Here is a 24,128-nt window from a genome sequence, read left to right as displayed (position 1 = left end):
GGTTTTGTCCGAAAAGCCCCTTATCCCGCACAAGCTGGGTGCAAGGGCAGCGTTTATAACAAAAAACCCTCGGGCGGGTGAAGCACGGCAACGCCCGCTTATCCGAGCAATTGACTTAAAACCGCACGCAACTTGCCGGGTTTGACCGGCTTGTTCAGCAACGGCGCGCCCAGCCGCTGCATAGCGCGACGGCTCTGGTCGCTGCGATCGGCGGTGATCATCACCGCCGGTATGGCCACCCCGAAGTGCTTGCGCAGGTCGCGTACGACCTCACATCCGGTTACACCATGATCGAGGTGAAAATCCGCCAGGACCAGCTCCGGCGCCCGTCCCTGCAAGGCTTCCAGGGCCGCCTCGCGATCGGTGGCGGTGAGCACTTCGCAGCCCCACTGCCCGAGCAGCGCCGCCATGCTTTGCAGGATGCTGGTTTCGTTGTCCAGCACCAGCAGGCGTCGCCCGGGCAGCGGGTCGCCCAAGACCGGCAGCACCACGCCGGGTGCGACCACCGGACGCGGGGCCTCGCGCGACAGCGGCACATCGATGCTGAATACCGAACCGCGTCCTGGCCACGAACGCACCTGCACCCGGCAGTCGAGAATCCGGGCGATACGCTCGACGATCGCCAGGCCCAGGCCGACCCCCTTGCGGTCGGCGGCGCGGCCGACATCGAGCTGGTTGAACTCAAGGAAGATCGACTCCAGCCGATCGGCGGCAATCCCCCGGCCACTGTCCCACACCTCCAGGCGCAGCACCTGGCCACGACGCCGCGCACCGAGAAGAATGCCGCCCTGCTCGGTATAGCGACAGGCGTTGCTGAGGAAGTTGCGCAGGATCCGCGTCAGCAGGCGGATATCGCTGCGGATCATGTACGCCCCGCTGCGTACCCGCAGGTGCAGCCCGGCGGCCTCGGCCACCGGCTGGAATTCCGAGGCCAGCGGACCGAGCAGTTCGTCCAGGTGATACAGATCCAGATCCGGCTTGATCGCCGCCTGGTCGAGACGGGAAATGTCGAGCAGATCGGTCAGCAGGTCCTCGGCGCCTTCCAGCGCCTGATGCGCGCGCTCCACCAGCACCTGCTCGGCGGCCGGCAGGCTGCGCTCGCGCAGGGTCGAGATCAGCAGGCGCGCGGCATTCAGTGGTTGCAGCAGGTCATGACTGGCGGCCGCCAGATACTTGTCCTTGCTGCGGTTGGCCGCCTCGGCGGCGTCCCGCGCCTCGATCAGTTGATTGGTGCGCTCGACCACCCGCTGCTCCAGCTCGTCGTTGAGCTGCTGCAGGCGGGCGTGATGCTGCTTGCGCTCGGTGATATCGGCGACAAAGCCTTCCACCACGCCCTCCTCGTCCGGACGCAGTAGCAGGTTCATCAGCACGTCCACTGCCGTGCCGTCCTTGCGCTGCAATTGGGTCTCGTAGCCGAGCAGGGCGCGCTCGCGCTGGAGCTGCTGGGCGATCGCCATCAACTCCTCTTCACCACCGACGAACAGATGCCCGGCCAGGTCGGTACGGGCCAGCAGCAGCTGCTGCGGGTCGGCATAGCCGAGCAACCGCGCCATGGCCGGGTTGGCCGCACGCAAGCCATCTTCCAGGCTGGCCTGGAAGATCCCGTGCACCGCGTGCTCGAACAGCCAGGTGTAGCGATTGCGTTCGGTTTCCAGCTCGTCGAGGCGCGCCGCCAGCTCCGGGTAGTGGCTCTTGCGTACAGTGTGATTGCTCAGGCCGAGCAGCCCGGCCAGGGCTTCGTTGCCCGGGTCAGAGGGCCTCGCCATAGACCACCTCGACATCACGCTGGCTCGAGGCACGGGGGTTGGTGAGGATACACGGGTCGTCCATGGCATGTTGCGAGAGGAACGGGATGTCGCTGCCGCTGACCCCGTGCAGGCCCAGGGTTTCGTGGAAGCCCACGGCATGCTTGAGGGCGATCAGGTGCTCGACCAGGCGCTGGCGGATCTGGTTGTGGTTGAGCCCGCGGCAGTCGATGCCGAAGGTCTCGGCGATCACCTTGAAGCGGTCTGGCGCGGCGCTGTAGTTGAAGGCCACCACATGCTCCACCAGCACCGCATTGCACAGCCCGTGGGGCAGGTCGAGGAAACCGCCAAGGCTGTGGGACATGGCGTGCACCGCGCCGAGGATCGCGTTGGAGAAGGCCAGCCCGGCCTGCATGCTGCCGAGCATGATCGACTCGCGCAGGGCGATATCGCTCGGGTTGGCGATCATCTGCACCAGGTTGCCGTTGATCAGGCGCATGGCTTCCAGGGCGTGGGTATCGGTCAGCGGGCCATGGCCGGTGGAAACGAAGGCCTCGATGGCATGCACCAGCGCATCGATCCCGGTACAAGCGGAGAGGAACGGATCCATGCTCAGCGTGGTTTCCGGGTCGATCAGCGACACATCGGGCACCACCGCCTTGCTGACGATGGAAAACTTCATGCGCTCCTGCTGGTTGGAAATGATCACGAACTGCGAAACGTCTGCCGAGGTGCCGGCAGTGGTCGGGATCAGGATCAGTGGCGGGCTCGGCACGCGAATGGTGTCGACCCCTTCGAATTCGAGAATGTGCCGGCCGTGGGCGACCACGATGCCGATGCCCTTGGCGCAGTCCATCGGGCTGCCGCCGCCGACCGCGACGATCACGTCGCACTGCTCGGCGCGATAACGTTCGGCGCCGTCCATCACTTCCTCGATCCGCGGATTGGGCGACACCTGGCTGTACAGCACGTAGTCGATGCCCTGGGCCTGCAGGCTGGCTTCGATATCGGCGACCCAGCCGGCGGCGATCACCCCGGGGTCGCTGACCAGCAGCACCTTGCGCGCGCCGAAGGTGCGGGCGTAATTGGCGACGTGATGGCGGCAGCCGGCGCCAAAGATGATTTCGGGGGAGACGAACTTGCGCAACGGGCTGAGAGTCGGGCTCATGCAACGCCTTCTTGTTTTTTTAAGTTAGCGCCAGCGTAAAGCAAAGAGGGGGGAATGCAATGCGACCATCGAGAAGCAGCGCCGGCCGCTGGAGAACCGGCCGGCGCCAGAGGGATCAACGGTTGGCGAAGTACATGGTCACTTCGAAACCGATACGCAGATCAGTGAACGCAGGCTTTTTCCACATAGGTCCATCCTCTTCTGGCACCGCGGGTTGGCGGTGCGTCTAGTGATACACCGTTTCCGGTGCGTGGCGAATGCTACTTTGGAAGCGTTTTGCTGCAGCTATCCGGGCAATCAGAAGAAGCCCAGCGGGTTGATGTCGTAGCTGACCAGCAGGTTCTTGGTCTGCTGGTAGTGGTCGAGCATCATCTTGTGGGTCTCGCGACCGACACCGGATTTCTTGTAGCCACCGAACGCGGCATGTGCCGGGTACAGATGGTAGCAGTTGGTCCATACGCGGCCGGCCTTGATCCCCCGACCCATGCGATAGGCGCGGTTGATATCGCGGGTCCACACCCCGGCGCCGAGACCGAACTCGGTGTCGTTGGCAATGGCCAGGGCTTCGGCTTCGTCCTTGAAGGTGGTGACGCCGACCACCGGGCCGAAGATCTCTTCCTGGAACACGCGCATGCCGTTGTGGCCCTTGAGCAGGGTCGGCTGGATGTAGTAACCGCTGGCCAGGTCACCGGCCAGTTGCTCGGCGTCGCCGCCGGTGAGGATCTCGGCACCTTCGTCGCGGGCGATCTGCAGATAGGAGAGGATCTTGTCGTACTGCTGCTCGGAGGCCTGGGCGCCGACCATGGTCTCGGTGTCCAGCGGGTTGCCGCGCTTGATCTGCTTGACCTTCTTCAGCACCTCCTGCATGAACTGCGGATAGATCGACTCCTGGACCAGCGCGCGGGACGGGCAGGTGCACACCTCACCCTGGTTGAAGAAGGCCAGGACCAGGCCCTCGGCGGCCTTCTCGATGAACGACGGCTCGGCCTGCATGATGTCTTCGAAGAAGATGTTCGGCGACTTGCCGCCCAGTTCGACGGTGGACGGAATGATGTTCTCGGCAGCGCATTTCATGATGTGCGAGCCGACCGGAGTCGAGCCGGTAAAGGCGATCTTGGCGATACGCTTGCTGGTGGCCAGGGCCTCGCCGGCCTCACGGCCGAAGCCTTGGACGATGTTCAGCACGCCTGGCGGCAGCAGGTCGCCCACCAGCTCGACGAACACGGTGATCGACAGCGGGGTCTGCTCGGCCGGTTTGAGCACGATGCAGTTGCCGGCGGCCAGGGCCGGGGCGAGTTTCCAGGCGGCCATCAGCAACGGGAAGTTCCACGGGATGATCTGCCCGACCACACCCAGCGGCTCGTGGAAGTGATAGGCGGCGGTGTTGTCGTTGATCTCGGCGGCGCTGCCTTCCTGGGCGCGGATGCAGCCAGCGAAGTAACGGAAATGATCGGCGGCCAGGGGCACGTCGGCGTTGAGGGTTTCGCGGATCGCCTTGCCGTTGTCCCAGGTCTCGGCCAGGGCCAGGACTTCCAGGTTCTGCTCGATGCGGTCGGCGATCTTCAGCAGGATGTTGGAGCGGTCCTGCACTGACGTGCGGCCCCAGGCGTCGGCGGCGGCGTGGGCAGCGTCCAGGGCCTTGTCGATGTCCTGGGCATTGGAACGGGGGAATTCGGCGATCAACTGGCCGTTGACCGGCGAAGTGTTGCTGAAGTACTGGCCGCTCAGCGGCTGGACGAACTCGCCGCCGATGTAGTTGCCGTAGCGCGGTTTGAAGGAAACGATGGCATCCGGGCTGCCGGGAGCTGCGTAGATCATGGTTCAGGGCCTCTGCTGAGCGGCGCCCGTCGTGGATGACGGGCAGTGACTGGATCTTAGTCAGCCGCGCCGGGGCAACGAATCAGCCCTTGGCAGGGAAGCGCTACTCATTTGGTAGTAAGGGCCCATCGCCGGCAAGCCGGCTCCGGGCCCTTGTGGGAGCTGGCTTGCCAGCGATGCTTCTACAGGCTCAGGAACAACTGCAACGCACTGCTCCTGTCGATCCGGCTGCGATACACCTCGATGATCGCCTGGTTGCTCTGCGTGGCCACCACTTGCGGGCCACGCTCAAAACGTTGCTCGCGGGTCTTCAGGTGGGCGGCAGTGAACTCGGCGTCCACGGCGTCGGCGCTGGCGTAATGGAAATGTGCATACCACAGCGGCGTGGCGTCCTTGTCGCGAATCACGAACTCCTGCAGGTAGTCCTGGGGGAAACCCTTGCGCTTCGCCAGGGCGACCCGCTCGCCTTCCCTGGCGATGCTGACCTCGTGCTGATCGAGCAGCCACGACACATGCCCCACGGTAGGCGCCTGTTTCTTCAGGATGTCCACCCGCAGGCGCCGCCCCTCGTCGCGCATCGACTGGGCCTTGCTGGTCAGCGCGGCAATCTGGCGAGCGGCATCCAGGCCATCGACGGAGTCATCGGTGGCGTTTTCCCGGGTCAGTGCCTCCTGGATCTGCTGCACCAGAACGTCCAGGGGGCGCGCTTCCTGGATCAGGATCTCCTCGATATCGGCACCCACCGTGGCGGTCTTCGCCTGGCTGCGCACCTTGGCGATCCGCCGCTCGGCGTTGTTGAGCAGCGGCGTGGAGCGCTTGATCAGCGTGGCCAGGCTGGCCGGCGTCGGTGCTGGCGGCTCGTTGCGGGTGTCCGCCACAGGCTGCCACACGCCCGGCTCGGAGCTTTCCTCGTAGCTGGCCAGTTCGGTGTTGTCGATAGGGTCGACCACCACCACGGTCTCCGGCCGATCGCCTTCGGCCTTGCGCCGCGCACCGACCACGACACCGCGGTTGCGGGTGCGGATCAGTACCTGCTTGCGCTTGGCCGGCACCGTCTTCGGCGGCGCTTCGCTTTGGCTGGGCAGCATCTGCAAGCGCGCGGCCAGTTCACCCTGGGCCTCTTGCTGGAGCGATTCGAGAATTGCGACGAAGGCATCGAGCTGCTCCTTGCCACCCGCTTGACGCGGCAGCGCCTGGTACAGGCGGGTAGTGTCCAGCGCAACGCCGAGGCGACCGACCACACTGTCGAGGACCTCCACCTGCTCGGCGTCGCTGAACGCGTCCTTGACCTCGATGGAATCGCGCATGCTCAAGCCGGTCCGCGCCGCCAGCAACGCACTGTAGAGCACCTTGTAGTCACTGCTCTGCTCGGTATCGAGGATGTTCGCCGCGCGCAGGCTCAGGTCCACCGAGGTCCACGAGCGCAGGCTCGGCTCCTTGTCCAGCAACTGCGCAGCCTTGTCCGCCAATTGCGGACCACCGGGCAGGATCTCGCGCAGCAAGCGGCTCATCTCGGCGATCACCTGGTGGCAGGCGATCAGACCGTCCACTTCCTCCTTGGCCTTGCGACAGGCTTCCATCATGCGCTTGAACTTCTCCACATGCTGCGGCGCCTGTTCTTCCTGGGGCGAAGAGGCGGGGCGCAGATCGCGCATGATCACCTGGTTGTCGCTGAACAACGAATGCAGCACATAGGACAGTTGCGCCTGCACCCCGGCCCGGTCGTAGAGATTGCGCGCATGCATGCGCTTGAACTCCGACTGCGGCTTGAGCTGGTGCAGTTGACTCAGGTTGTCGTCGAACTCCACCAGCACGCGGTCCTGCTCGCGCAGGTGCGCGGCATAGGTTTGCAGATGCGCCTCGACCGGATACTGCTGGCGGGCGGCCTCCTCCAGGTCGGCCTGGACCTGTTCCGCCGTGGCGATCCGGCGCGACAGCAACCGGCCATGGTTTTCCTCCAGTTGCACGATGCGTTGCCGATTGCTCTCCCGCAGTTGCGCGATGCGCCGGTTGGCGGGCATGCCGCCGCGCAGGCGCAGGCCGAAGTCCAGTTGCCAGGTACCGTCGGCGCTGCTGCGTACCCAGGGCCCGAGCTTGCCATCGGCATCGATCAACCGAGGCCCGTCCGCAGTGAAGGACAACTGGTAGGTGACGCCTTCGATCGATGCCCACCACTGCTGCTGGTACTGGTACAGCCCCTGGTAGTCACCCTCGACCTGCGCCGTGCCCAACTGCTGTGGCGTCAGCTCGCGACGGAAGCTGGCCAGGGCCTGGCGCTGGGCCGCAGTCAGTTCGCTGCTGCCCCAGCCGAACCGCGACCAAGCCGGCGCTTGCGGCAACTCGACCACGGCCGGCTCGATGCTCAGCGGCTCGCCGCTCCCCGCCACTGGCGGCGGAGTGACCTCCCGCGGCAACACCGATTCGCCTTCCGGCAGCAACAGCAACGCCAGGCTGAGCAGCAGTTGCTGCAACTCGCCCGGTTGCCCACCGCCATGGGCATCGGAAAGCACACCGCGCAAGCCGGCGAACAGCGGCAGCATCCACGTCGCCCTGACCAGCGGACCATCGAAGAACGGCAGCACGGTATTGAGCATCAGCCAGCCCAGCTCCTGGTAACCCAGCCAGCGACTGGCGCTGGTGGACAGGGTTTGCCGCTGTGCACGCTCGATCAGCTCCCGGGCGCAGGCTTCGTACAAGGCCATCGTCACATCGCCGTCGAGGCTCGCCTCGCCCAGCTTGGCCAGTGCCGGCACGCTGATCATGGAAAACTCGTCACCGGGGAAGAAGCGCACGACATGGGGCTCGGCAAAACCACCCCGAGCATAGACCGGCTGCCGGTTCGCGGGCAGGCGCTGGAGGATGTCGTCCTGCAGCGGACCGGGCTCGCAAAGGGCCTTGAAGAACGCCTCGCGACTGCTGAACTCAAGCAACGGCTCACGCTGCAATGGGCGATACAGCAGGCAAGGACCCTCACCGATCCGCGCAGCCTCGATCAGCCAGGCATTGACCGCGACATCCGGACTGGCCCCGGAGCGCGCGATAAAGGACAGCGGCCGCAGGGCCACCGATATCTGGCTCAGCAATAGCGGACGCAACAGGCTGTCGATCCGCGCCAGGCTCTCGGCACTGAGCCTGGCCGGGTCGCGCAGGCGGGTTTCCAGGGCCAGCAGTGGCAGCTGTTCACGGATCTGCCGGGCGAAACGTTGCTGACGGACTTCCCGCTCGCTGGCGTCGTCGAGCAGATGACGCTGCAACAGCGACGGATAGTGCCCGCCGACATCTTCGCGGGTCACCACCTCCTTCAGATAATCCACCGTCAACCATTCCGGCAGCGTGGCGCCGGAGTGGCTGTGCAGAGTGACCGTGCCGGCCTGCAGCAACGCCAGGTTACCGAGGGCGAACTGCATCGGGGTCATCCGCACGGTCTGTTCTTCTCCCACTGGAATCACGCTGCCGCCAGTGCCGCCAGCGGCGGCGGTGACCTGCTTGTTGACCAGCTCCAGGTCGTCCAGGTCAGGTAGCGGATCATGCGGATGATCCTTGCGCATGGCGTCGCGCAACTGCTCGCCGGCAAACTCGATGGCGTCCGGAACGCCGTCGAGGAACGACTTGTCCTCGCCCTCGCGCTGCATCTGCGCCAAGCGCAGCAGGCGCGCGGCATAGTCACGCCGCTGCTCCTCGCCAGCCTTGCCGAGCCAGTCGGGCAACTGCTGACGGAAACGCTGGCGCATCTCGCGCTGGCTGGCCTGGCAGATCTCCAGCAACGAACTGGCCTCGTCCAGGCGTGCCTGCAACGACTGTCCGGCGCTCATTCCCGGCAGCACCGGCAAACGGGCCAGCGCGCTGATCAGGGTCTGTTGCTGCTCGCGCAACAACAAGGCCTGGTCGATGAACACCGAGCCCGGCGCACTGTACTGATGCAGGAACCGCGACGTAGTCGTATTGGTGCAACGATCGACCAGCGCACCGTGCAAGGCATTGCGCGAGTCGAAGCGATGGAGCGCGCCGCTCAGGGTGAACACCAGGGCCATGCGGCGTTGCAACTGAACGATGTCACGCTCCAGCAGGATCGCACTGGACAGCTGCGGATCCAGCCCCTGTTCGACGCAGGGCGTCAGGCCGAGCAGGCTGACCTTGACCTCGACCAGGTTGTTCAGCAATGCCCTGTCGCTGGCCTTCGGGAAGCTGGCGATCACCCGCAACGTCGCCGCCTCCAGGCTGTCCAGGGAACCATCGGTAAAGGACTGGTTCAGGACTGCGCTGCATTGCTGTTGCAGGTGGTCGGCCAACCAGCGCAAAGGGCTGCCCTCGCCATCACCGGAGAAATTCCAGTACTCGTACAACGCCTGTTGATAGGTGGAGAGCAGGGAGCGCGCACTTTCGTTGATCAGCAGCTGTATCTCGGCAACCGGGACCTTGCTGCGGAATGGTGTTTCCGCACCCTTGTAGAAGCTCAGGTAATCGCTGTCGGCATCCAGGCTCAGTGATGTCCCCTGGGCACAGCATTCGATCAGTACATCGGCCAGTTCCTCGACATGCTGGACGCCCTTGGCGTCGGTGCGATAAAGCAGCAGCGCCGACGGATCCGGTTCGGTGAGGCCGTGCAGGAAGCACTGTTCGAAGATCAGGCACCAGGCCACATCGCGCAATGACGGGCGCCTGGCGAAGCGCTGGGCAATGGGGCCGCAGAAGGGAGAGTCGATGGCCAACTGGCCCAGGGGCGAAGGGGTAGGAGTCATGAGGGCGCTTCCTTGCATTGAATGGAAGCGGCATTTCAGCGGTGAAGGGTTTGCGGCGGGCGGTACATCTTGCTGGAGCAGTTGCCACTGCCCTACAGGGCGGCGCGGACCCTGTGGGAGCGGGTTTACCCGCGATTACGATGGAGGCTTAACCGACGCCATCGCGGGTCAACCCGCTCCCACAGGGTTCCACTAAATCAATAGGTCATGCGGTGTGCCATGAGAGCCGCTTGCTAGCGAATGCGTCAGTGAATTCACCAGCGCATTCGCCGCGAGCCTCCCCACCCGCCCATCAACAATCCTTGAACTGCGCCTCGCGCTTGGCAATGAACGCGGCCATGCCTTCCTTCTGGTCGGCGGTGGCGAAGGCAGCATGGAACACCCGGCGCTCGAAGCGCACACCCTCGGCCAAACTGACCTCGAAGGCGCGGTTCACCGTTTCCTTGACCATCATCGATACCGGAATCGACTTGCTGGCGATCACCGCCGCCACCTTCAGCGCTTCATCCAGCAGTTCCGCCTGGAGCACGATGCGCGCCACTACGCCGGCCCGCTCGGCTTCCTCGGCGCCCATCAAACGGCCGGTCAGGCACAGCTCCATGGCCTTGGCCTTGCCTACCGCACGGGTCAGGCGCTGGGTGCCGCCCATGCCCGGCAGCACGCCGAGGTTGATTTCCGGCTGGCCGAACTTGGCGTTGTCGGCGGCAAGGATGAAGTCGCACATCAGCGCCAGTTCGCAGCCGCCGCCCAGGGCGAAGCCGGACACGGCGGCAATGATCGGCTTGCGCCGGTTGGCCACGCGGTCGCAGTCGCTGAACAGGTCGTCGATATAGATCTGCGGATATTGCAGCTCGGCCATTTCCTTGATGTCGGCACCGGCGGCGAAGGCCTTGGCTGAGCCAGTGATGACGATGCAACCGATGTTGGCGTCGGCCTCGCAGGCGTCCAGCGCCTGGTTCAGCTCGCCGATGATCTGGCGGTTCAGGGCATTGAGCGCCTGCGGCCGGTTCAGGGTGATCAGGCAGACCCGGTCACGGTTCTCGACGAGGATGGTTTCGAATGTCATGAGCTGCTCCCTTCAAAGATTGCGCGCAATGACCATGCGCTGAATGTCGCTGGTGCCTTCGTAGATCTGGCAGACCCGCACATCGCGGTAGATCCGCTCAAGCGGGAAGTCGCTCAGATAGCCATATCCGCCGAGGGTCTGCAAGGCATCCGAACAGACCTTTTCGGCCATTTCCGAGGCGAAAAGCTTGGCCATGGACGCTTCGACCAGCGCCGCGCGCCCGGCATCGCGCAGTGACGCAGCGTAATGCACCATCTGCCGGGCCACGGCAATCCGCGTGGCCATATCCGCCAGGCGGAAGGCGACCGCCTGGTGTTCGATCAGCGGCTTGCCGAAGCTTTCGCGCTCACGGGCGTAGTCGCGGGCCACCTCGAAGGCCGCACGGGCCATGCCCACCGACTGCGCGGCGATACCGATGCGGCCGCCTTCGAGGTTGGCCAGGGCGATCCTGTAGCCTTCGCCCTCCTCGCCCAAGCGGTTGGCCACCGGCACGCGAACATCATCGAAAACGATCTGGCAGGTATCGGAGGCGTGCTGGCCGAGCTTGTCCTCGACCCGCGCCACCTGGTAGCCGGGGCTGTCGGTGGGCACGATGAACGCCGTGATGCCACGCTTGCCTGCGGCGGGATCGGTCACGGCGAAGACGATCACCAGCCCGGCGTTGCTGCCGGAGGTGATGAACTGCTTGCAGCCATTGATCACGTAGTGGTCGCCGTCGCGGCGGGCACGGGTCTTCAGGCTGCTGGCATCGGAGCCCGCCTGGGGCTCGGTGAGGGCGAAGGCGCCGAGCATGGCGCCGCTGGCCAGCGGGGTGAGAAAGCGCTGCTTCTGCTCGTCGTTGCCGAACTTGAGGATCGGCACGCAGCCCACCGAGTTGTGCACGCTCATGATGGTGGAACAGGCACCGTCACCGGCGGCCACTTCCTCCAGGGCCATGGCGTAGGCCAGGTAACCGGTATCGCAACCGCCCCACTGCTCCGACACCAGCATGCCGAAGAAGCCCATGTCAGCCATCTCGCTCATCGCTTCTTTCGGGAAACGATGCTCGCGGCTCCATTGTTCGGCGAACGGCCGCAGGCGCTCCTGGGAGAACTGCCGGGCGGCGTCGGCGATCTGTTGTTGCTCGTCGTTAACCAGCATGGTGCACCTCAGTCCAGGATCTCGACAGCCATGGCCGTGGCCTCGCCACCGCCGATGCAGATCGCCGCCACGCCACGGCGCAGGCCTTTCTGGCGCAGGGCGGACAGCAGCGTGACCAGGATCCGCGCACCGGACGCACCGATCGGATGACCGAGGGCGCAGGCACCGCCGCGGATATTCACCTTGTCGTGGGGCAGTTCCAGCTTGTGCATGGCCGCCAGGGTGACCACGGCGAAGGCTTCGTTGATCTCGAACAGATCCACGTCGCCGAGGTTCCAGCCGGTGCGCTGCATCAGTTTCTCGATGGCACCGATGGGTGCGGTGGGGAACAGTGCCGGGGTGTCGGCAAAGGCAGCATGACCATGGATCACCGCCAGCGGCTTGAGCCCCTGGGCCTGGGCATGCGAACGACGCATCAGCACCAGCGCCGCCGCGCCGTCGGAGATCGAGCTGGAGTTGGCCGCCGTCACAGTGCCGCCGTCGCGGAAGGCCGGCTTGAGTTGCGGAATCTTGTCCAGGCGCGCCTTCGGTGGTTGCTCGTCATCGCTGATCAGCACCTTTTCCTTGCCGACCGTGACCTCGACCGGAACGATCTCGGCGGCGAAGCTGCCGTCCTTGATCGCCTGCTGGGCGCGGGTCAGGGAGGCGATGGCGAAGTCGTCCTGGGCCTGGCGGCTGAAGCCATTGGCTTCGGCACAATCCTCGGCGAAGGTGCCCATCAATCGACCCTTGTCGTAGGCGTCTTCCAGACCGTCGAGGAACATGTGGTCGAGAATCCGCCCATGGCCCATGCGATAGCCGCTGCGCGCCTTGTCCAGCAGGTACGGAGCGTTGGACATGCTCTCCATGCCGCCGGCCACCACCACCTCGGCGCTGCCAGCCAGCAGCAGGTCATGGGCCATGATCGCCGCCTGCATGCCGGAACCGCACATCTTGTTCAGGGTGGTGCAGGTGGTGCCCTTGTCCAGGCCGGCACCGAGGGCTGCCTGACGCGCCGGGGCCTGACCGAGGCCGGCGGGCAGCACGCAGCCGAACAGCACCTGCTCGACGCTGCCGGCGGCGATGCCGGCGCGCTCGACCGCCGCGCGGATTGCCGCAGCACCCAGTTGCGGCGAGGTCAGGCTTTTCAGATCGCCCTGCAGGCCACCCATGGGGGTGCGCACGGCGCTGACGATAACGATCGGATCGTTGGCAAGACTCATGTTCTTCACTCCTTACTTCGCAGCCATGCGCAGGGCACCGTCGAGACGGATGGTTTCGCCGTTGAGCATGCTGTTTTCGATGATATGGCGGGCCAGGGCGGCGTATTCGGTCGGGCGGCCCAGGCGTGGCGGGAACGGCACCCCGGCGGCCAGGGAATCGCGGACTTCCTGGGTCATGCCGGCCATCATCGGGGTTTCGAAAATGCCCGGAGCGATGGTCATCACGCGAATGCCAAAACGGGCCAGTTCGCGAGCCGCTGGCAGGGTCAGGCTGGCGATAGCGCCCTTGGACGCGGCATAGGCGGCCTGGCCGATCTGGCCATCGAAGGCAGCGATGGACGCGGTGTTGATGATCACCCCGCGCTCGCCCTCCTCCGTTGTCGGCCCTTCGGCCATGGCCGCGGCGGCCAGGCGCAGCATGTTGAAGCTGCCGATCAGGTTGACGTTGATCACCCGGCTGAAGCTGTCCAGACCATGGGGGCCGTGCTTGCCGAGGACTTTCTCGGCACCGACGATACCGGCGCAGTTGACCAGCCCGTGCAGGCTGCCGAAGGCGGCGACGGCAGCATCGACGGCGGCCTTGGCCGCTGCCTCCTGGCTGATATCGGCCACTGCATGGCGAGCCTGTTCGCCGAGGCTGGCGGCCTTGGCCGCGACGGCCTCGGCATTGAGATCCACCAGCATGACCCGGGCGCCGGCCTCGACCAGCATTTCTGCGGTGGCAGCCCCCAGGCCGGAGGCGGCACCGGTGACGATGAAGTTGTGGTTGGCGATATGCATTTTCGGTTTCCTCAGGCGCTGGCCTTGTGGGCGTGCGCCGCTTGTTGAAGGGCTATTTCCTGGTTGCGCAGGATGAAGCGCTGCAGCTTGCCGCTCGGGGTCTTGGGCAACTCGCTGACGAATTCGATTTCACGGGGATAGGCGTGGGCATACAGGCGCTGGCGCACATGCTGGCGCAGGGTTTCCTCCAGCTCGGCGCTGCCCTGCTGGCCGGCGCCAAGGACGACGAAGGCCTTGATCAGCTCGGTGCGCTCCGGATCCGGCTTGCCGATCACCGCCGCCTCGACCACCGTCGGGTGCTCGATCAGTGCGCTTTCCACATCGAAAGGCCCGACCCGATAGCCCGAGGTGGTGATCACATCGTCGCTGCGCCCGACGAAGCTGATGCTGCCGTCCGGGTTCAGCTCGACGGTGTCGCCGCTGAGGTAGTACTTGCCAACGAAGGATTTGGTCGGCAGGCCGTGGTAGCCGCCAAACCAGCACAGCGGCGATTGCTCGCGGTCCACGGCGAGAATCCCCGGCTGTCCGGCCGGCAGCTCGCGGTGCTGCTCGTCGAGCACGACGATGCGGTGCCCGGGAATGGCATAGCCGGCCGAGCCCAGGAGCACCGGGTGCTCCAGGCCGTGGTGATTGCACAGGACCATGCCCAGCTCGGTCTGTCCGTAGTGGTCGTGGATGGTCACTTCCAGCTCCTCGCGGAACCAGCGGATCACCTCCGGATTGAGCGGCTCGCCGGCGCTGCTGACCACCCGCAGGCGACCCTTGATCGGGTCGGAGAATGCCGCACCGGCAGCGATCAGCATGCGGTAGGCGGTGGGCGAACCGGCCAGGTTGTTGATGCGGTATTTATCGATGACCCGGCAGGTGCTTTCCACGCTGAACGGCCCATCGAAGAAGGTGGTGGCATGGCCCAGGGACAGCGGGCCGGTGACCGCGTAGTAGAGGCCGTAGGCCCAGCCCGGATCGGCCAGGTTCCAGAAGGCATCCTCGGGACGCAGGTCGATGGCGTCGCGCATGTAGCCCTGGAAGGCGACGATGGCGCGCAGCGGCACTTCCAGCGGCTTGGCCGGGCCGGTGGTGCCGGAGGTGAACATCATCAGGAATGGCGCATTTCCGGGCAGCAGCAGCGGCTCGCACTCGGCGTCGGCAGCCTCCAGCGCAGCGTGGAAATCCAGGTCGCCACTGTCCGCGCGGGCATTGACGCAAACGATGGCCGGACATTGCTCGACCTCGTCCAGCTTGGCCCGGTTGTTCGGCTCGGTAACCACCACCCGGGCGCCGGAGGCGTGCAGGCGGTGCTCGATGGCCTTGGGCCCGAACGCGGTGAACAACGGTTGGTAGACGGCGCCGAGGCGCCAGGTGGCAAGCACGGTAACCAGCAGCTCGACCGTGCGCGGCAGCAGCCCGGCCACCCGGTCACCCGGGCCGACGCCCTGGGCCTTGAGGACATTGGCGAAACGCGCGGCGCGCTCGCGCAGTTCACTGAAGCGGTAGCTGGCGCTCTGGCCGTCACGGCCCTCCCAGTACAGGGCAACGGCGTCGCCTTCGGCATGCCGGTCGCAGCACTCGACGCAGGCGTTGACCGCGTCGAGGCTGCCGGCCAGGGCCGCCCCGGCCGCCTGCTGATAATTGAAAGAACGTGCCGCCGCGCTGTACTCACGCATTCGCCAGACTCCCCGTTGTTATTTTTGGAAGGAATTCGAAGGTCTGGAAATAGTCACCCCGGTGCCGCGGTGCGGCAATGGTCAAAGCTGTCAATCTGGCTGACTGCTTTGGCCATTGCCGGCATCTGGATCAGGGCTTCCCGGCGTCCTCCAGCGCCCGCTCGGTAAGGCTCAGCGCGAGTGCGTCAAGCGCCGTCTCGCGATCACTGCCGAGCTGGTTCATGCGTTGCAGATAGTCCCCTTCCGGCAGTTGCTCGTGCTGCTCGCTCAGGGATTCCAGGCGCGCCCAGAAATCGCCTTCGACCTTGCGGAAGTCCCGTCCATGCTGCTCGCGCAGGTAGTCGATCCAGAAATCGCAACGGGCGATGAAGGTTGCCAGTTGCGGCCCCGCTTCGGCGCTATCCACCGTGCGCCTGGCTTCCGTCAGGTCCATGGGCGAGACGCCGGAGAGGTAGCCGAACTGCATGGTCCGGGGTTGCCCCGGCAGGTCCAGGTCCTGCGCCAGGCGTACGCGGAAGGCCAGGCTCATCTCCACCTCGTCCACCGTGTCGCCCAGCAGCCGGCGCTGGGCGATGACCTCGCGCGCATGCTGTTCCAGGCGATCCAGGCGAAACAGTCGGCGAGCGAGCGCCAGCAAGGCCGTGCCCTGGTCGCCACTCAGCGCCCGGCCGCGGGCGAGGCTGACCAGCAGACGCACCTCCAGTTGGCTGAAGCTTGAGGTGACGCTGTCGACGCAGGTAGTCGGGGCATTGGCCACCTGGAACAACGACTCGCGCAGCTCGCTGTCTTCCACGGCGGCAGCAATCATCTGCCACACCCGCTCGCGCAGATGACTGGGCACCAGGCGGAACTCGGAGGTGTCGAGCAGGCGCGCCAGCAGATCGAAGAACGCCTGCGAACCGGACTCGTCGCGCAGGCTCTGCCACTGCTCGCTGCGCTGTTGCAGGAGGATATCGCCGAGCCCCTCCAGCCATTGCTCGCGAACGGCATCGGGACTGGTCTCCTGCAACTGCACGCCATGCTCCAGGGTCCAAAGACGCTCGCGCACGGCCGCCGGCAGCGGGTTGCCGAACAGGATAGTTGCTACCCGCAAACGCACTGGCGCGGTGAAGTAATCCTCGGGCAGCGAACGCAACTGGTTACCGCGCAGGTCGGCGAGCTCCAGGAAGGGGCGGCGCAGCAGGCCCCGGGGCAAGCTGCTGATCCCGGTACCACGCAGGCTCAGGCGGCGCAGGCGCGGCAACTGGCTGACATCGAGCGTGCGCTCGAGCGGGTTGCGATCGAGGTCCAGCACCTCAAGGCGGGTCAGGGTGGACAATGTCGCCTGGCCGGCGTCGCTCAACTGGATGCTGTTATCGCCCAGGTGCAGCTCACGCAGGTCGGTCATGTTCGAGAGTGCCGGAGGAATATCGCGGCAGCCGTTGTGGCCCAGGTCGAGCCAGCGCAGCCGCGTAAAACTGCGCAGGAAAGCGTCGACCCTGCCGGCCTGCCCGGCGCCGGCCAGGCCAAGGTCCAGCACATGGGAGAAATCGACGTCTGCCGGCAGTTCGGGCAAGTCCCCGCCGTTGGAGTATTCAAGACGCAAGCGATAGCCGATGACCCGACCTTCGACCGTGCGCACCGCCGGGGATTGCCTGCACCAGCTACGGCGGATCTCGTCGGCGACCCGGCGCCGTGCACTACGCCGGAATACAGGGGATTCACGTAACCAGCCAGCAAGGCTGTCGTCCAGTAGCCGCAGGTGTTCCAGGCCACGCAACAGCTCGCTCATCGGCTCCAGGTTGCGCTGCTGCAACTCATCGAGCCAGATACTGGCCTGCAGGTCGTCAAAGCTGGGATACAGGGTGCGGACCATGCCGGTCAGGGTGACCCGCCCCGGCGTGCCACGGCCGCTGAGGGGATAGCCCAGGCGGCCGTCGACGAGCCGCTGTGGAGTACGGAAGAAGCTCGGGCGCGGACTCATGCCGAGCAGGCCGGGCAGTTGCTGGCGATCGCCGGTGGCCTGGGTGCAGAGCAGATTGCGTAGCACCTCCTTGCCCCCCTGGCCGCCATAGCCCAGTTGCTCGCTGCGCTGCGGTCCAAGGCCTTCGAGGATCGCCTGGTACAGCCCCAGCGGCCGCCCGGTGGTCCCGGCCAATGGCACACCGCGCTCGTCGAACACTTCGAAGCGTCCGCGGTCGCCCACCAGCACACAGGTTTCCCGGGCCTCGAAGGCCGGCAGCAGGCGCTCCAGCAGCGGGCCGGCGAAGTGGGCCTCGCGCAATTCGAAACTCAAGCCACGCGGCCACCGGGGCAGGCGGCGGAACAGGGCGAAAACCAGGCGCACGCTGTCGCTGCCACACACCGGATCCAGATACAGGCCTTCCAGGGCCTGCATCACGCGGACTTCACGCAGGGTGTCGCGGGCCTGCTCCTGCACCGCCAGGGGAATGCGTCCGCCGCTCTCCATTCGCGCAAGCTGCGGGGCAGCGACATCCGCCAGCAGCGCCTCGATGAAAGGTCCCGGCAAGCCTGGGAACACCCGTTGCAGCGCTTGCCCGGGGACTCCCAGGGTGGGCCTGGAGCGCCCTGCCACCTGCTCGAACAACTGCACCCGCAACGACGGCGCATCAGCGCGCCAGGCCGCCGCCTCGTCGGCATCGGTCGGGTTGCCAGGCACAAGTTCACGGCAGCTACGACACAGTTCATCATCCAGCCGGTCCAGCGCCACGCCCTCGTCCAACTGACGGAAAAACCCCTGGATCCGCGTCTCCAGATCGAAATCCGCGAGCACCTGCCGCAGCGCCACCGGCATGGCGCGCTGCTCCACCAGCAAGGCACGCAACCGCGCTTCGTCGTAGCCACAGATCAGCGCCGCCTGCTCGCAGGCGGCGTCCGTCAGGTTGGCACTGCGCGGGCCGAGGCGGCGCAGCAGAGTGGCCACGCCCTGCCATTGCAGTGGATGCTCGCCGACCGTCCACCAGGCACCATCACCGTTACCCACCAGTTCGGGGCTCCAGGCCTGGCCGTGCAAGGGATCGACGAGACGCCAGCGCTGACTGTGCGGATCCTGACGGACCTCGAACAACTGCCCGGCGCTGCGCCACCAGTGGCGCCCCTGCTCGCGGGTCAGACCGTCGGCATCGGCCTGGCCGCGCAAGCTCACGGTCGACTGGTAGCCCTCCAGCTGCGCCGACCACAGGCGGCGACTGCCATCACCGCGCAGCACCGGCACCAGGCGATCGACGAAACCGCTGCGGCGCAACGCGTGAATTGCCACCACCGAACCAGCGGCGACCAGCGCCGTGGCCGCCAGGTTGCTCACCACGCCCAGCAGGTGTTCGAGAGCCTCCTCGCGCTGCCCATGGCTCCAGTCGACGACGCCTTCATAGACTTCCGAGAGCAGGTCCTTGACCAATCCGGCCAGCATCAACTCGCCAACCCCCGGGATGAACGACGCCAGCACGCCGGCCACGCTCAGCCCGGCCGACTCCAGGGCCTGGACCCAGCGGCGATGGGCTTGCTGGTCCACCGCCGCCGTCGGCACGACCAGCGCCGCAGCTTCGCCCTTGATCCGCTCGATCTGCTCCTCGGCCAGGGCGGCAAAGGGATCGCTGGCGATGACCAGGGCCTTGGCCTGCAGTTGCGGACTCGCCTGCGCCAGGCTCGCGCGAAGCTTGCCCAGAAAACCCAGACGCTCGTCGCGCTTGAGGCGCAGGGCCAAGGCGACCACATAGCGTTCGTCGCGCAGGTCGGCGACCAGCCCGTCGTTCAGCTCGTTCCAGGAACCATACTGGCGCAGCGGTCGCAGCGAATCGTTGGGCAGGTACAGCAACAGCTGTCGGGCCAGACCGCTCTGGTCGGCGACGGGGACCTCCAGAAGCAGGGCATCGGGCACCTTGCAGCCCAGCAACTGGAGGCCACGGGCGCTGGCGGCGGCCGGTCCGGCGTTGGCAAGCTCCAGCAGCAACGGCAATGCGGCTGCCTCGATCTGGCCCTTGAGACGACTGCACCAGGCATGGGCGGCGAGGGTCGCGCGCTTGTCGTCGCCGAGCAGTTGCAGCACTTGCCGGCGCGCGGCCGGATCCGCCGGAGTCAGCACCTCGTCCAGATGGGCCTGGTACTGGCCGCCGACATCCAGCTCGCGACAACGAGCGGCGACCCGCTCCGGCCCGATCTTCAGCAACCGGCCCTGGTCGACGATGCCGGCGCCGGGATAGTAGTAGCCGGCACTGGCCTGGTCGGCGCCGAAGTTCTGCAACAGTCGCTGCAACAGATCGCTGTCGCGCGGGTAATGGCGGAACACCGGCAGGTCGATGTCGGTGATGCGGAACACCGGGTATTCGACCTGCAGGCGGACATCGCGCCACACCGCGCGGCGCACTTGCGGATCGCAGCCGCAGAGCTCGCGCAGGGCCTCGGCCAGACGCGAAACGGCGAACGCCTCCACCGGCTGCAATTGCGCCAGCAGCGTACTGACCTGAACCTGGAGTTGATGGTGATGCAGAAGACTGCTGCGCAGTCCTTCCACCTCATCGTAGGAAGCCGTCTTGAGCCAGTCCGGCGAGGTGTGGACGATAAAGCGGTCGAGCGCCTGGTGATCGTCCAGGGGCAGCGAAACAACGGAAGGTGTGGCGTCGGTCATGAGCAAGGCTCCTCGGATTGAAGAGCCGGCAGCCTAGGCAAGCTTCCTTGCCGGCGAGCAGCGGGAAGCCCGTCCCCGCAGCGGGATCAGGCGTTGGCCAGGACCAGGCTGCGGTAGTGCCCCGGGTTGCTCCCGGACCATTTGCGGAAGGCCTTGTGGAACGAACTGGTATCGGCGAAACCGAGGCGTTCGGCGATCTCGGCGAAACTCAGCTCGGGCTGGGCCAGCCAGCCGATGGCCAGGTCCTTGCGCACGCTGTCCTTCAGCGCCTGGTAGGTCTGGCCCTCTTCTGACAGACGACGGCGCAGGGTCGAGGCGGAAATGCACAGGCGCTGGGCCAGGGCCTCGGTTTCCGGCCACTCGGCGGCGGGCTGCTGGCGCAGGTCGTCCTTGATGCGCCGGGCCAGGCTGTCGGGGTCGCGGTACTTGACCAGGATGTTGCCCGGCGCCTGGGCGAGAAACCGCTGCAATTCCTCGGCGCTGCGGCGAACCGACAGGCCGAGGCAATCAGCGGCGAAGATCATCCGCGTGCGTGGCCGCGAGAATTGCAGGTTCTGCGAGAACATCACCCGGTAGTCATCGCAGAAATCCGGCTCGGCGCAGCGCAGGTCGATGGCCAGGATCGGGATGCGCCGCCCGGCCAGCCAGCAGGCCACGCCGTGCACGATCATCCAGAAGGTGAAGTAGGTGAAGGGGCGGCGGGCGTCCTGGTGCGGCTCGCCGATCACGATCTCGGCCAGGCTCTGCTGGCGCACCAGCACCGGTTGCAGGTGCTCCAGCATCAGGCCGAGGAATTCCAGGGCCGAGGCCAGTGCCGCGCCCACCGTGGGCTGGGCCATGGACGAACGGCACAGGAACGCCAGGCTGCCGCTGCGCAGGCCGCGCGGGTCCATGCAGAAGAATTCGTCGTTGCAGCGCCGGGCGAGCAAGCGCCACAACCGGGCGTAGGCGCTGGCGGGGACGCGGGCTTCGGCCTGCTCCAGTTGCGTCGCATCGATGCCGGCCCGGCCCAGCACCTCCAGGGTCGCCGCTCCGGGCGCACAGCTTTGCAGCAGCGCCTCGCGCACCAGTTGCATGGAGATGGTGTCTTTCGCCGTGTTCAACAGAAATTCGCCTTGGGTCGTGCCGGTCTCGGCCATGTTAGGCCCACCGTGGGAAAAAGCCAGGTTCATGCCTGCGGCGCCAGGCCAAGGAAGGCCTGGATCAGGCGCAGTTCGCGGCGCCGCTCCAGGCAGCCGAGCATATGCTGGTTGACCAGCCCGGTCGCGGCGATGGGCCGCGCCACCACGCGCGGATCGTGGCCCAGCTCGGCCGAAGAGACGATGCCGATGCCCAGCTCCGCCGCCACCGCTTCGGTCACCGCCTCGCGGCTGTCCAGTTCCAGCACCACCTGCGGTTGCACGGCGGCATCGACGCAGGCCTGGTCGAAGGTCCGCCGGGTGATCGAACTTGGCTCGCGCAGGACCATGATCTGCCGGTCCAGCTCAGCCAGCGGCAGTTCGTCGGAGCTCTGCGCCCAAGGATGCCCGGCCGGCAGCAAGGCGCAGATCCGCGACGGCTCCAGGGCTTGCAGGTACAGGCCCTTGCGCGGTTCCACCTCGGTCAGCACGGCGACATCGGCGTGCTCGGAAAGCAGCGCCGCCAGGGTCTCCTGGGCATTGCCCAGGCGCAGGTTGACGGTGATGCCCGGATAGCGCTCACGCAGTTGCGCCAGCATCGGCATGACCCGGTGCGGGCCGTCCGCCGCCACCTCCAGGCGCCCGGTGAGCAACTGGCGGTTGGCTTCGAGCATGGCCTGGGCTTCCTCGGCCAGGCCGAACAGCGCCCGGGTGATCGCCGCCAGGCGCGTGCCCTCCTCGGTCAGTTCGACCCGACGGGCGGTACGCCGCAACAGGGTGATCTGGTAGTGCTCCTCCAGCGCCTTGACGTGCCCGGTCACCGCCGGCTGGCTGATGAACAGGCGCGCGGCGGCACGGGTAAAGCTGCCTTCACGGGCAACGGCATCGAAGGCGCGTAGCTGGAACAGGTTCATATCTATCGGCCTGACTTATGGCTGGCATAACGACAAGCAATTTGATTGATGGATCGAGGAATTGCAACCTAGCGCCATCAGCTTTCTGCCAACGCCGTGAGGAACACCGCAATGAGTAAAGCCCCGCTCCTGCTGACCCCAGGCCCCCTGACCACCTCGGAGCGCACCCGCCGTGCAATGCTCACCGACTGGGGCTCATGGGACCGCGACTTCAACCAGTTGACCGCCAGCCTGTGCGAGCAACTGCTCGGCATCGTCAACGGCCATGCCACTCATCAGTGCGTGCCCCTGCAAGGCAGCGGCACCTTCGCCGTGGAAGCGGCGATCGGCACCCTGGTGCCCCGCGACGGCAAGGTCCTGGTGCTGATCAACGGTGCCTATGGCCAGCGCCTGGCGAAGATCTGCCAGGTCCTCGGTCGCGAGTTCAGCACCTTCCAGACCGGCGAAGACCAGCCGACCACCGCCGCCAATGTCGATGAGCTGCTGACGGCCGACCCGAGCGTGACCCACGTCGCCCTGATCCACTGCGAAACCAGCACCGGCATCCTCAACCCGCTGGCAGAGATCGCCCAGGTCGTCGCCCGCCACGGCAAGCGCCTGATCATCGACGCCATGAGCTCCTTCGGCGCGCTGCCGATCGATGCCGCCGAAGTGCCCTTCACCGCGCTGATCGCCGCCTCCGGCAAGTGCCTGGAAGGCGTGCCGGGAATGGGCTTCGTCTTCGCCGAGAACGCCGCCCTGGCCGCCGCCGCAGGCAACAGCCACTCCCTGGCCATGGACCTGCACGACCAGCACGCCTACATGAACAAGACCGGCCAATGGCGCTTCACCCCGCCAACCCATGTGGTCGCCGCGCTGCACGAAGCCTTGCTGCAATACCACGAGGAAGGTGGCCTGCCGGCCCGTCACCAGCGTTATGCCGACAACTGCCAGGCGCTGCTGGCCGGCATGGCCGAGCTGGGCTTTCGCAGCTTCCTGCCGGAGGCAATACAGGCGCCGATCATCGTCACCTTCCATGCCCCGCGGGACAGCCGCTACCAGTTCAAGGAGTTCTACGAGCGGGTCAAGGCCAAGGGCTACATCCTCTACCCGGGCAAGCTGACCCAGGTGGAAACCTTCCGCGTCGGCTGCATTGGCTGCGTCGGCGAGGGTGGCATGCACGCCGCGGTGGATGCGGTGGCGCAGGTGCTGCACGAAATGAATGTCACGGAAATCTGAAGTCCCCACTCGAATTCGCACAGGAAACCCAGCAATGAACTACAGCAACCCGCAACAGCTGCAAGCCGCGATCCTCGACTGGGCCGGCACCGTCGTCGACTTCGGCTCCTTCGCCCCGACGCAGATCTTCGTCGAGGCCTTCGCCGAGTTCGACGTCCAGGTCTCCATCGACGAAGCCCGCGGGCCGATGGGCATGGGCAAGTGGGACCATATCCGCACCCTGTGCGACCAGCCGCAGATCGCCGAACGCTACCGCAAGGTGTTCGGCCGGACGCCAAGCGACGATGACGTCACCGCCATCTACAACCGTTTCATGCCCTTGCAGATCGAAAAGATCGCCACCCACTCGGCGCTGATTCCCGGCGCCCTCGACACCATCACCCGGCTGCGCGGCGACGGCCTGAAGATCGGCTCCTGCTCCGGCTACCCGAAGGTGGTCATGGACAAGGTGGTGGAACTGGCCGAGAAGAATGGCTACGTCGCCGACCATGTGGTGGCTACCGACGAAACCCCGAATGGCCGCCCCTGGCCGGCCCAGGCCCTGGCCAACGTGATCGCCCTGGGTATCGATGACGTGGCGGCCTGCGTGAAGGTCGACGACACCGTGCCGGGCATCCTCGAAGGGCGTCGTGCCGGAATGTGGACGGTGGCGCTGGTGTGCTCGGGGAATGCCCTGGGGCTGACCTACGAAGGCTACAAAGCGCTTGATGGCGAGAAGCTGGCCAGCGAGCGCAAGCGCATTCACGCCTTGTTCGAAAGTTCGCGCCCGCACTACCTGATCGACACCATCAACGAGCTGCCGGAGGTGGTGGCGGATATCAACCGGCGCCTGGCGGCGGGGGAAATGCCGCAGTCGGTATAAAGCGTTCTCTGGCCCACCTTGGCCCCTGTGGGAGCTGGCTTGCCAGCGATAGGGCCGGCGCTGACAAGGA

At 66.1% G+C, this 24,128-nt stretch carries 15 protein-coding genes; 2 read left to right on the top strand and 13 right to left on the bottom strand.

The features are described from left to right. Positions 1–98: 98 nt before the first annotated feature. The 13 genes from ACODSK_RS17510 to ACODSK_RS17450 all read right to left on the bottom strand — a co-directional run bounded on the left by ACODSK_RS17510 (position 99) and on the right by ACODSK_RS17450 (position 21,978). A complete protein-coding gene (locus ACODSK_RS17510) occupies positions 99–1,766 on the bottom strand; it encodes a PAS domain-containing hybrid sensor histidine kinase/response regulator (RefSeq protein WP_489017883.1) in 1,668 nt (555 codons plus the stop codon). Then, positions 1,750–2,913, bottom strand: a complete 1,164-nt coding sequence (gene ercA / locus ACODSK_RS17505) for an alcohol dehydrogenase-like regulatory protein ErcA (protein ID WP_489017882.1) — start codon at positions 2,911–2,913, stop codon at positions 1,750–1,752. Before ercA ends, ACODSK_RS17510 begins: the two co-directional genes overlap by 17 nt. 115 nt (positions 2,914–3,028) lie before the next feature. Next, entirely contained in the window at positions 3,029–3,100 is a 72-nt protein-coding gene (pqqA, locus tag ACODSK_RS17500) for a pyrroloquinoline quinone precursor peptide PqqA (protein ID WP_009394664.1), read from the bottom strand. 110 nt (positions 3,101–3,210) lie between these two features. Next, a complete protein-coding gene (gene exaC / locus ACODSK_RS17495) occupies positions 3,211–4,731 on the bottom strand; it encodes an acetaldehyde dehydrogenase ExaC (protein WP_489017881.1) in 1,521 nt (506 codons plus the stop codon). Positions 4,732–4,913: 182 nt separating this feature from the next. After that, positions 4,914–9,470, bottom strand: a complete 4,557-nt coding sequence (locus ACODSK_RS17490) for a dermonecrotic toxin domain-containing protein (protein ID WP_489017880.1) — start codon at positions 9,468–9,470, stop codon at positions 4,914–4,916. 292 nt (positions 9,471–9,762) lie between these two features. After that, on the bottom strand, positions 9,763–10,536 hold the full coding sequence (locus tag ACODSK_RS17485) for an enoyl-CoA hydratase (protein WP_489017879.1): 774 nt from the start codon (positions 10,534–10,536) through the stop codon (positions 9,763–9,765). A 12-nt stretch (positions 10,537–10,548) separates the two neighbouring features. Continuing rightward, positions 10,549–11,676 carry an acyl-CoA dehydrogenase gene (locus tag ACODSK_RS17480; protein ID WP_489017878.1) on the bottom strand — a complete coding sequence of 376 codons (1,128 nt, stop codon included), beginning with the start codon at positions 11,674–11,676 and terminating at the stop codon, positions 10,549–10,551. Positions 11,677–11,684: 8 nt separating this feature from the next. Further along, positions 11,685–12,878: an acetyl-CoA C-acyltransferase gene (locus ACODSK_RS17475; RefSeq protein WP_489017876.1), complete on the bottom strand. Its 1,194-nt coding sequence runs from the start codon at positions 12,876–12,878 to the stop codon at positions 11,685–11,687. A 12-nt stretch (positions 12,879–12,890) separates the two neighbouring features. Next, positions 12,891–13,658, bottom strand: a complete 768-nt coding sequence (locus ACODSK_RS17470) for an SDR family NAD(P)-dependent oxidoreductase (protein WP_489017875.1) — start codon at positions 13,656–13,658, stop codon at positions 12,891–12,893. Between the two features lie 11 nt (positions 13,659–13,669). Continuing rightward, the gene (locus ACODSK_RS17465) at positions 13,670–15,322 is read right to left on the bottom strand and encodes an AMP-binding protein (RefSeq protein WP_489017873.1); all 1,653 of its coding nucleotides are present in this window, start codon (positions 15,320–15,322) and stop codon (positions 13,670–13,672) included. A gap of 130 nt (positions 15,323–15,452) precedes the next feature. Continuing rightward, positions 15,453–19,946, bottom strand: a complete 4,494-nt coding sequence (locus ACODSK_RS17460) for an NEL-type E3 ubiquitin ligase domain-containing protein (protein ID WP_489017872.1) — start codon at positions 19,944–19,946, stop codon at positions 15,453–15,455. An 86-nt stretch (positions 19,947–20,032) separates the two neighbouring features. After that, complete coding sequence (locus ACODSK_RS17455; protein WP_489017908.1) at positions 20,033–21,085, bottom strand: AraC family transcriptional regulator; 1,053 nt, start codon at positions 21,083–21,085, stop codon at positions 20,033–20,035. Between the two features lie 29 nt (positions 21,086–21,114). Then, entirely contained in the window at positions 21,115–21,978 is an 864-nt protein-coding gene (locus ACODSK_RS17450; protein WP_489017871.1) for a LysR substrate-binding domain-containing protein, read from the bottom strand. Between the two features lie 111 nt (positions 21,979–22,089). Here ACODSK_RS17450 and ACODSK_RS17445 point away from each other — a divergent pair, with 111 nt between their 5' ends. Beyond that, a complete protein-coding gene (locus ACODSK_RS17445) occupies positions 22,090–23,196 on the top strand; it encodes a 2-aminoethylphosphonate--pyruvate transaminase (protein WP_489017869.1) in 1,107 nt (368 codons plus the stop codon). A 34-nt stretch (positions 23,197–23,230) separates the two neighbouring features. After that, on the top strand, positions 23,231–24,058 hold the full coding sequence (gene phnX, locus ACODSK_RS17440) for a phosphonoacetaldehyde hydrolase (RefSeq protein WP_489017868.1): 828 nt from the start codon (positions 23,231–23,233) through the stop codon (positions 24,056–24,058). Positions 24,059–24,128: the final 70 nt, after the last annotated feature.

It is taken from the genome of Pseudomonas sp. FG98 (assembly GCF_057808595.1).
This window is presented reverse-complemented; position numbering and strand designations above follow the sequence as displayed.

Coding starts and splice junctions, on each gene's coding strand:
- exaC (WP_489017881.1), bottom strand. CDS start 4,731: ATGATCTACGCAGCTCCCGGCAGCCCGGATGCCATCGTTTCCTTCAAA.
- ACODSK_RS17480 (WP_489017878.1), bottom strand. CDS start 11,676: ATGCTGGTTAACGACGAGCAACAACAGATCGCCGACGCCGCCCGGCAG.
- ACODSK_RS17455 (WP_489017908.1), bottom strand. CDS start 21,085: ATGGCCGAGACCGGCACGACCCAAGGCGAATTTCTGTTGAACACGGCG.
- ACODSK_RS17485 (WP_489017879.1), bottom strand. CDS start 10,536: ATGACATTCGAAACCATCCTCGTCGAGAACCGTGACCGGGTCTGCCTG.
- ACODSK_RS17510 (WP_489017883.1), bottom strand. CDS start 1,766: ATGGCGAGGCCCTCTGACCCGGGCAACGAAGCCCTGGCCGGGCTGCTC.
- phnX (WP_489017868.1), top strand. CDS start 23,231: ATGAACTACAGCAACCCGCAACAGCTGCAAGCCGCGATCCTCGACTGG.
- ACODSK_RS17460 (WP_489017872.1), bottom strand. CDS start 19,946: ATGACCGACGCCACACCTTCCGTTGTTTCGCTGCCCCTGGACGATCAC.
- ACODSK_RS17475 (WP_489017876.1), bottom strand. CDS start 12,878: ATGAGTCTTGCCAACGATCCGATCGTTATCGTCAGCGCCGTGCGCACC.
- ACODSK_RS17470 (WP_489017875.1), bottom strand. CDS start 13,658: ATGCATATCGCCAACCACAACTTCATCGTCACCGGTGCCGCCTCCGGC.
- ercA (WP_489017882.1), bottom strand. CDS start 2,913: ATGAGCCCGACTCTCAGCCCGTTGCGCAAGTTCGTCTCCCCCGAAATC.
- ACODSK_RS17465 (WP_489017873.1), bottom strand. CDS start 15,322: ATGCGTGAGTACAGCGCGGCGGCACGTTCTTTCAATTATCAGCAGGCG.
- ACODSK_RS17450 (WP_489017871.1), bottom strand. CDS start 21,978: ATGAACCTGTTCCAGCTACGCGCCTTCGATGCCGTTGCCCGTGAAGGC.
- ACODSK_RS17445 (WP_489017869.1), top strand. CDS start 22,090: ATGAGTAAAGCCCCGCTCCTGCTGACCCCAGGCCCCCTGACCACCTCG.
- ACODSK_RS17490 (WP_489017880.1), bottom strand. CDS start 9,470: ATGACTCCTACCCCTTCGCCCCTGGGCCAGTTGGCCATCGACTCTCCC.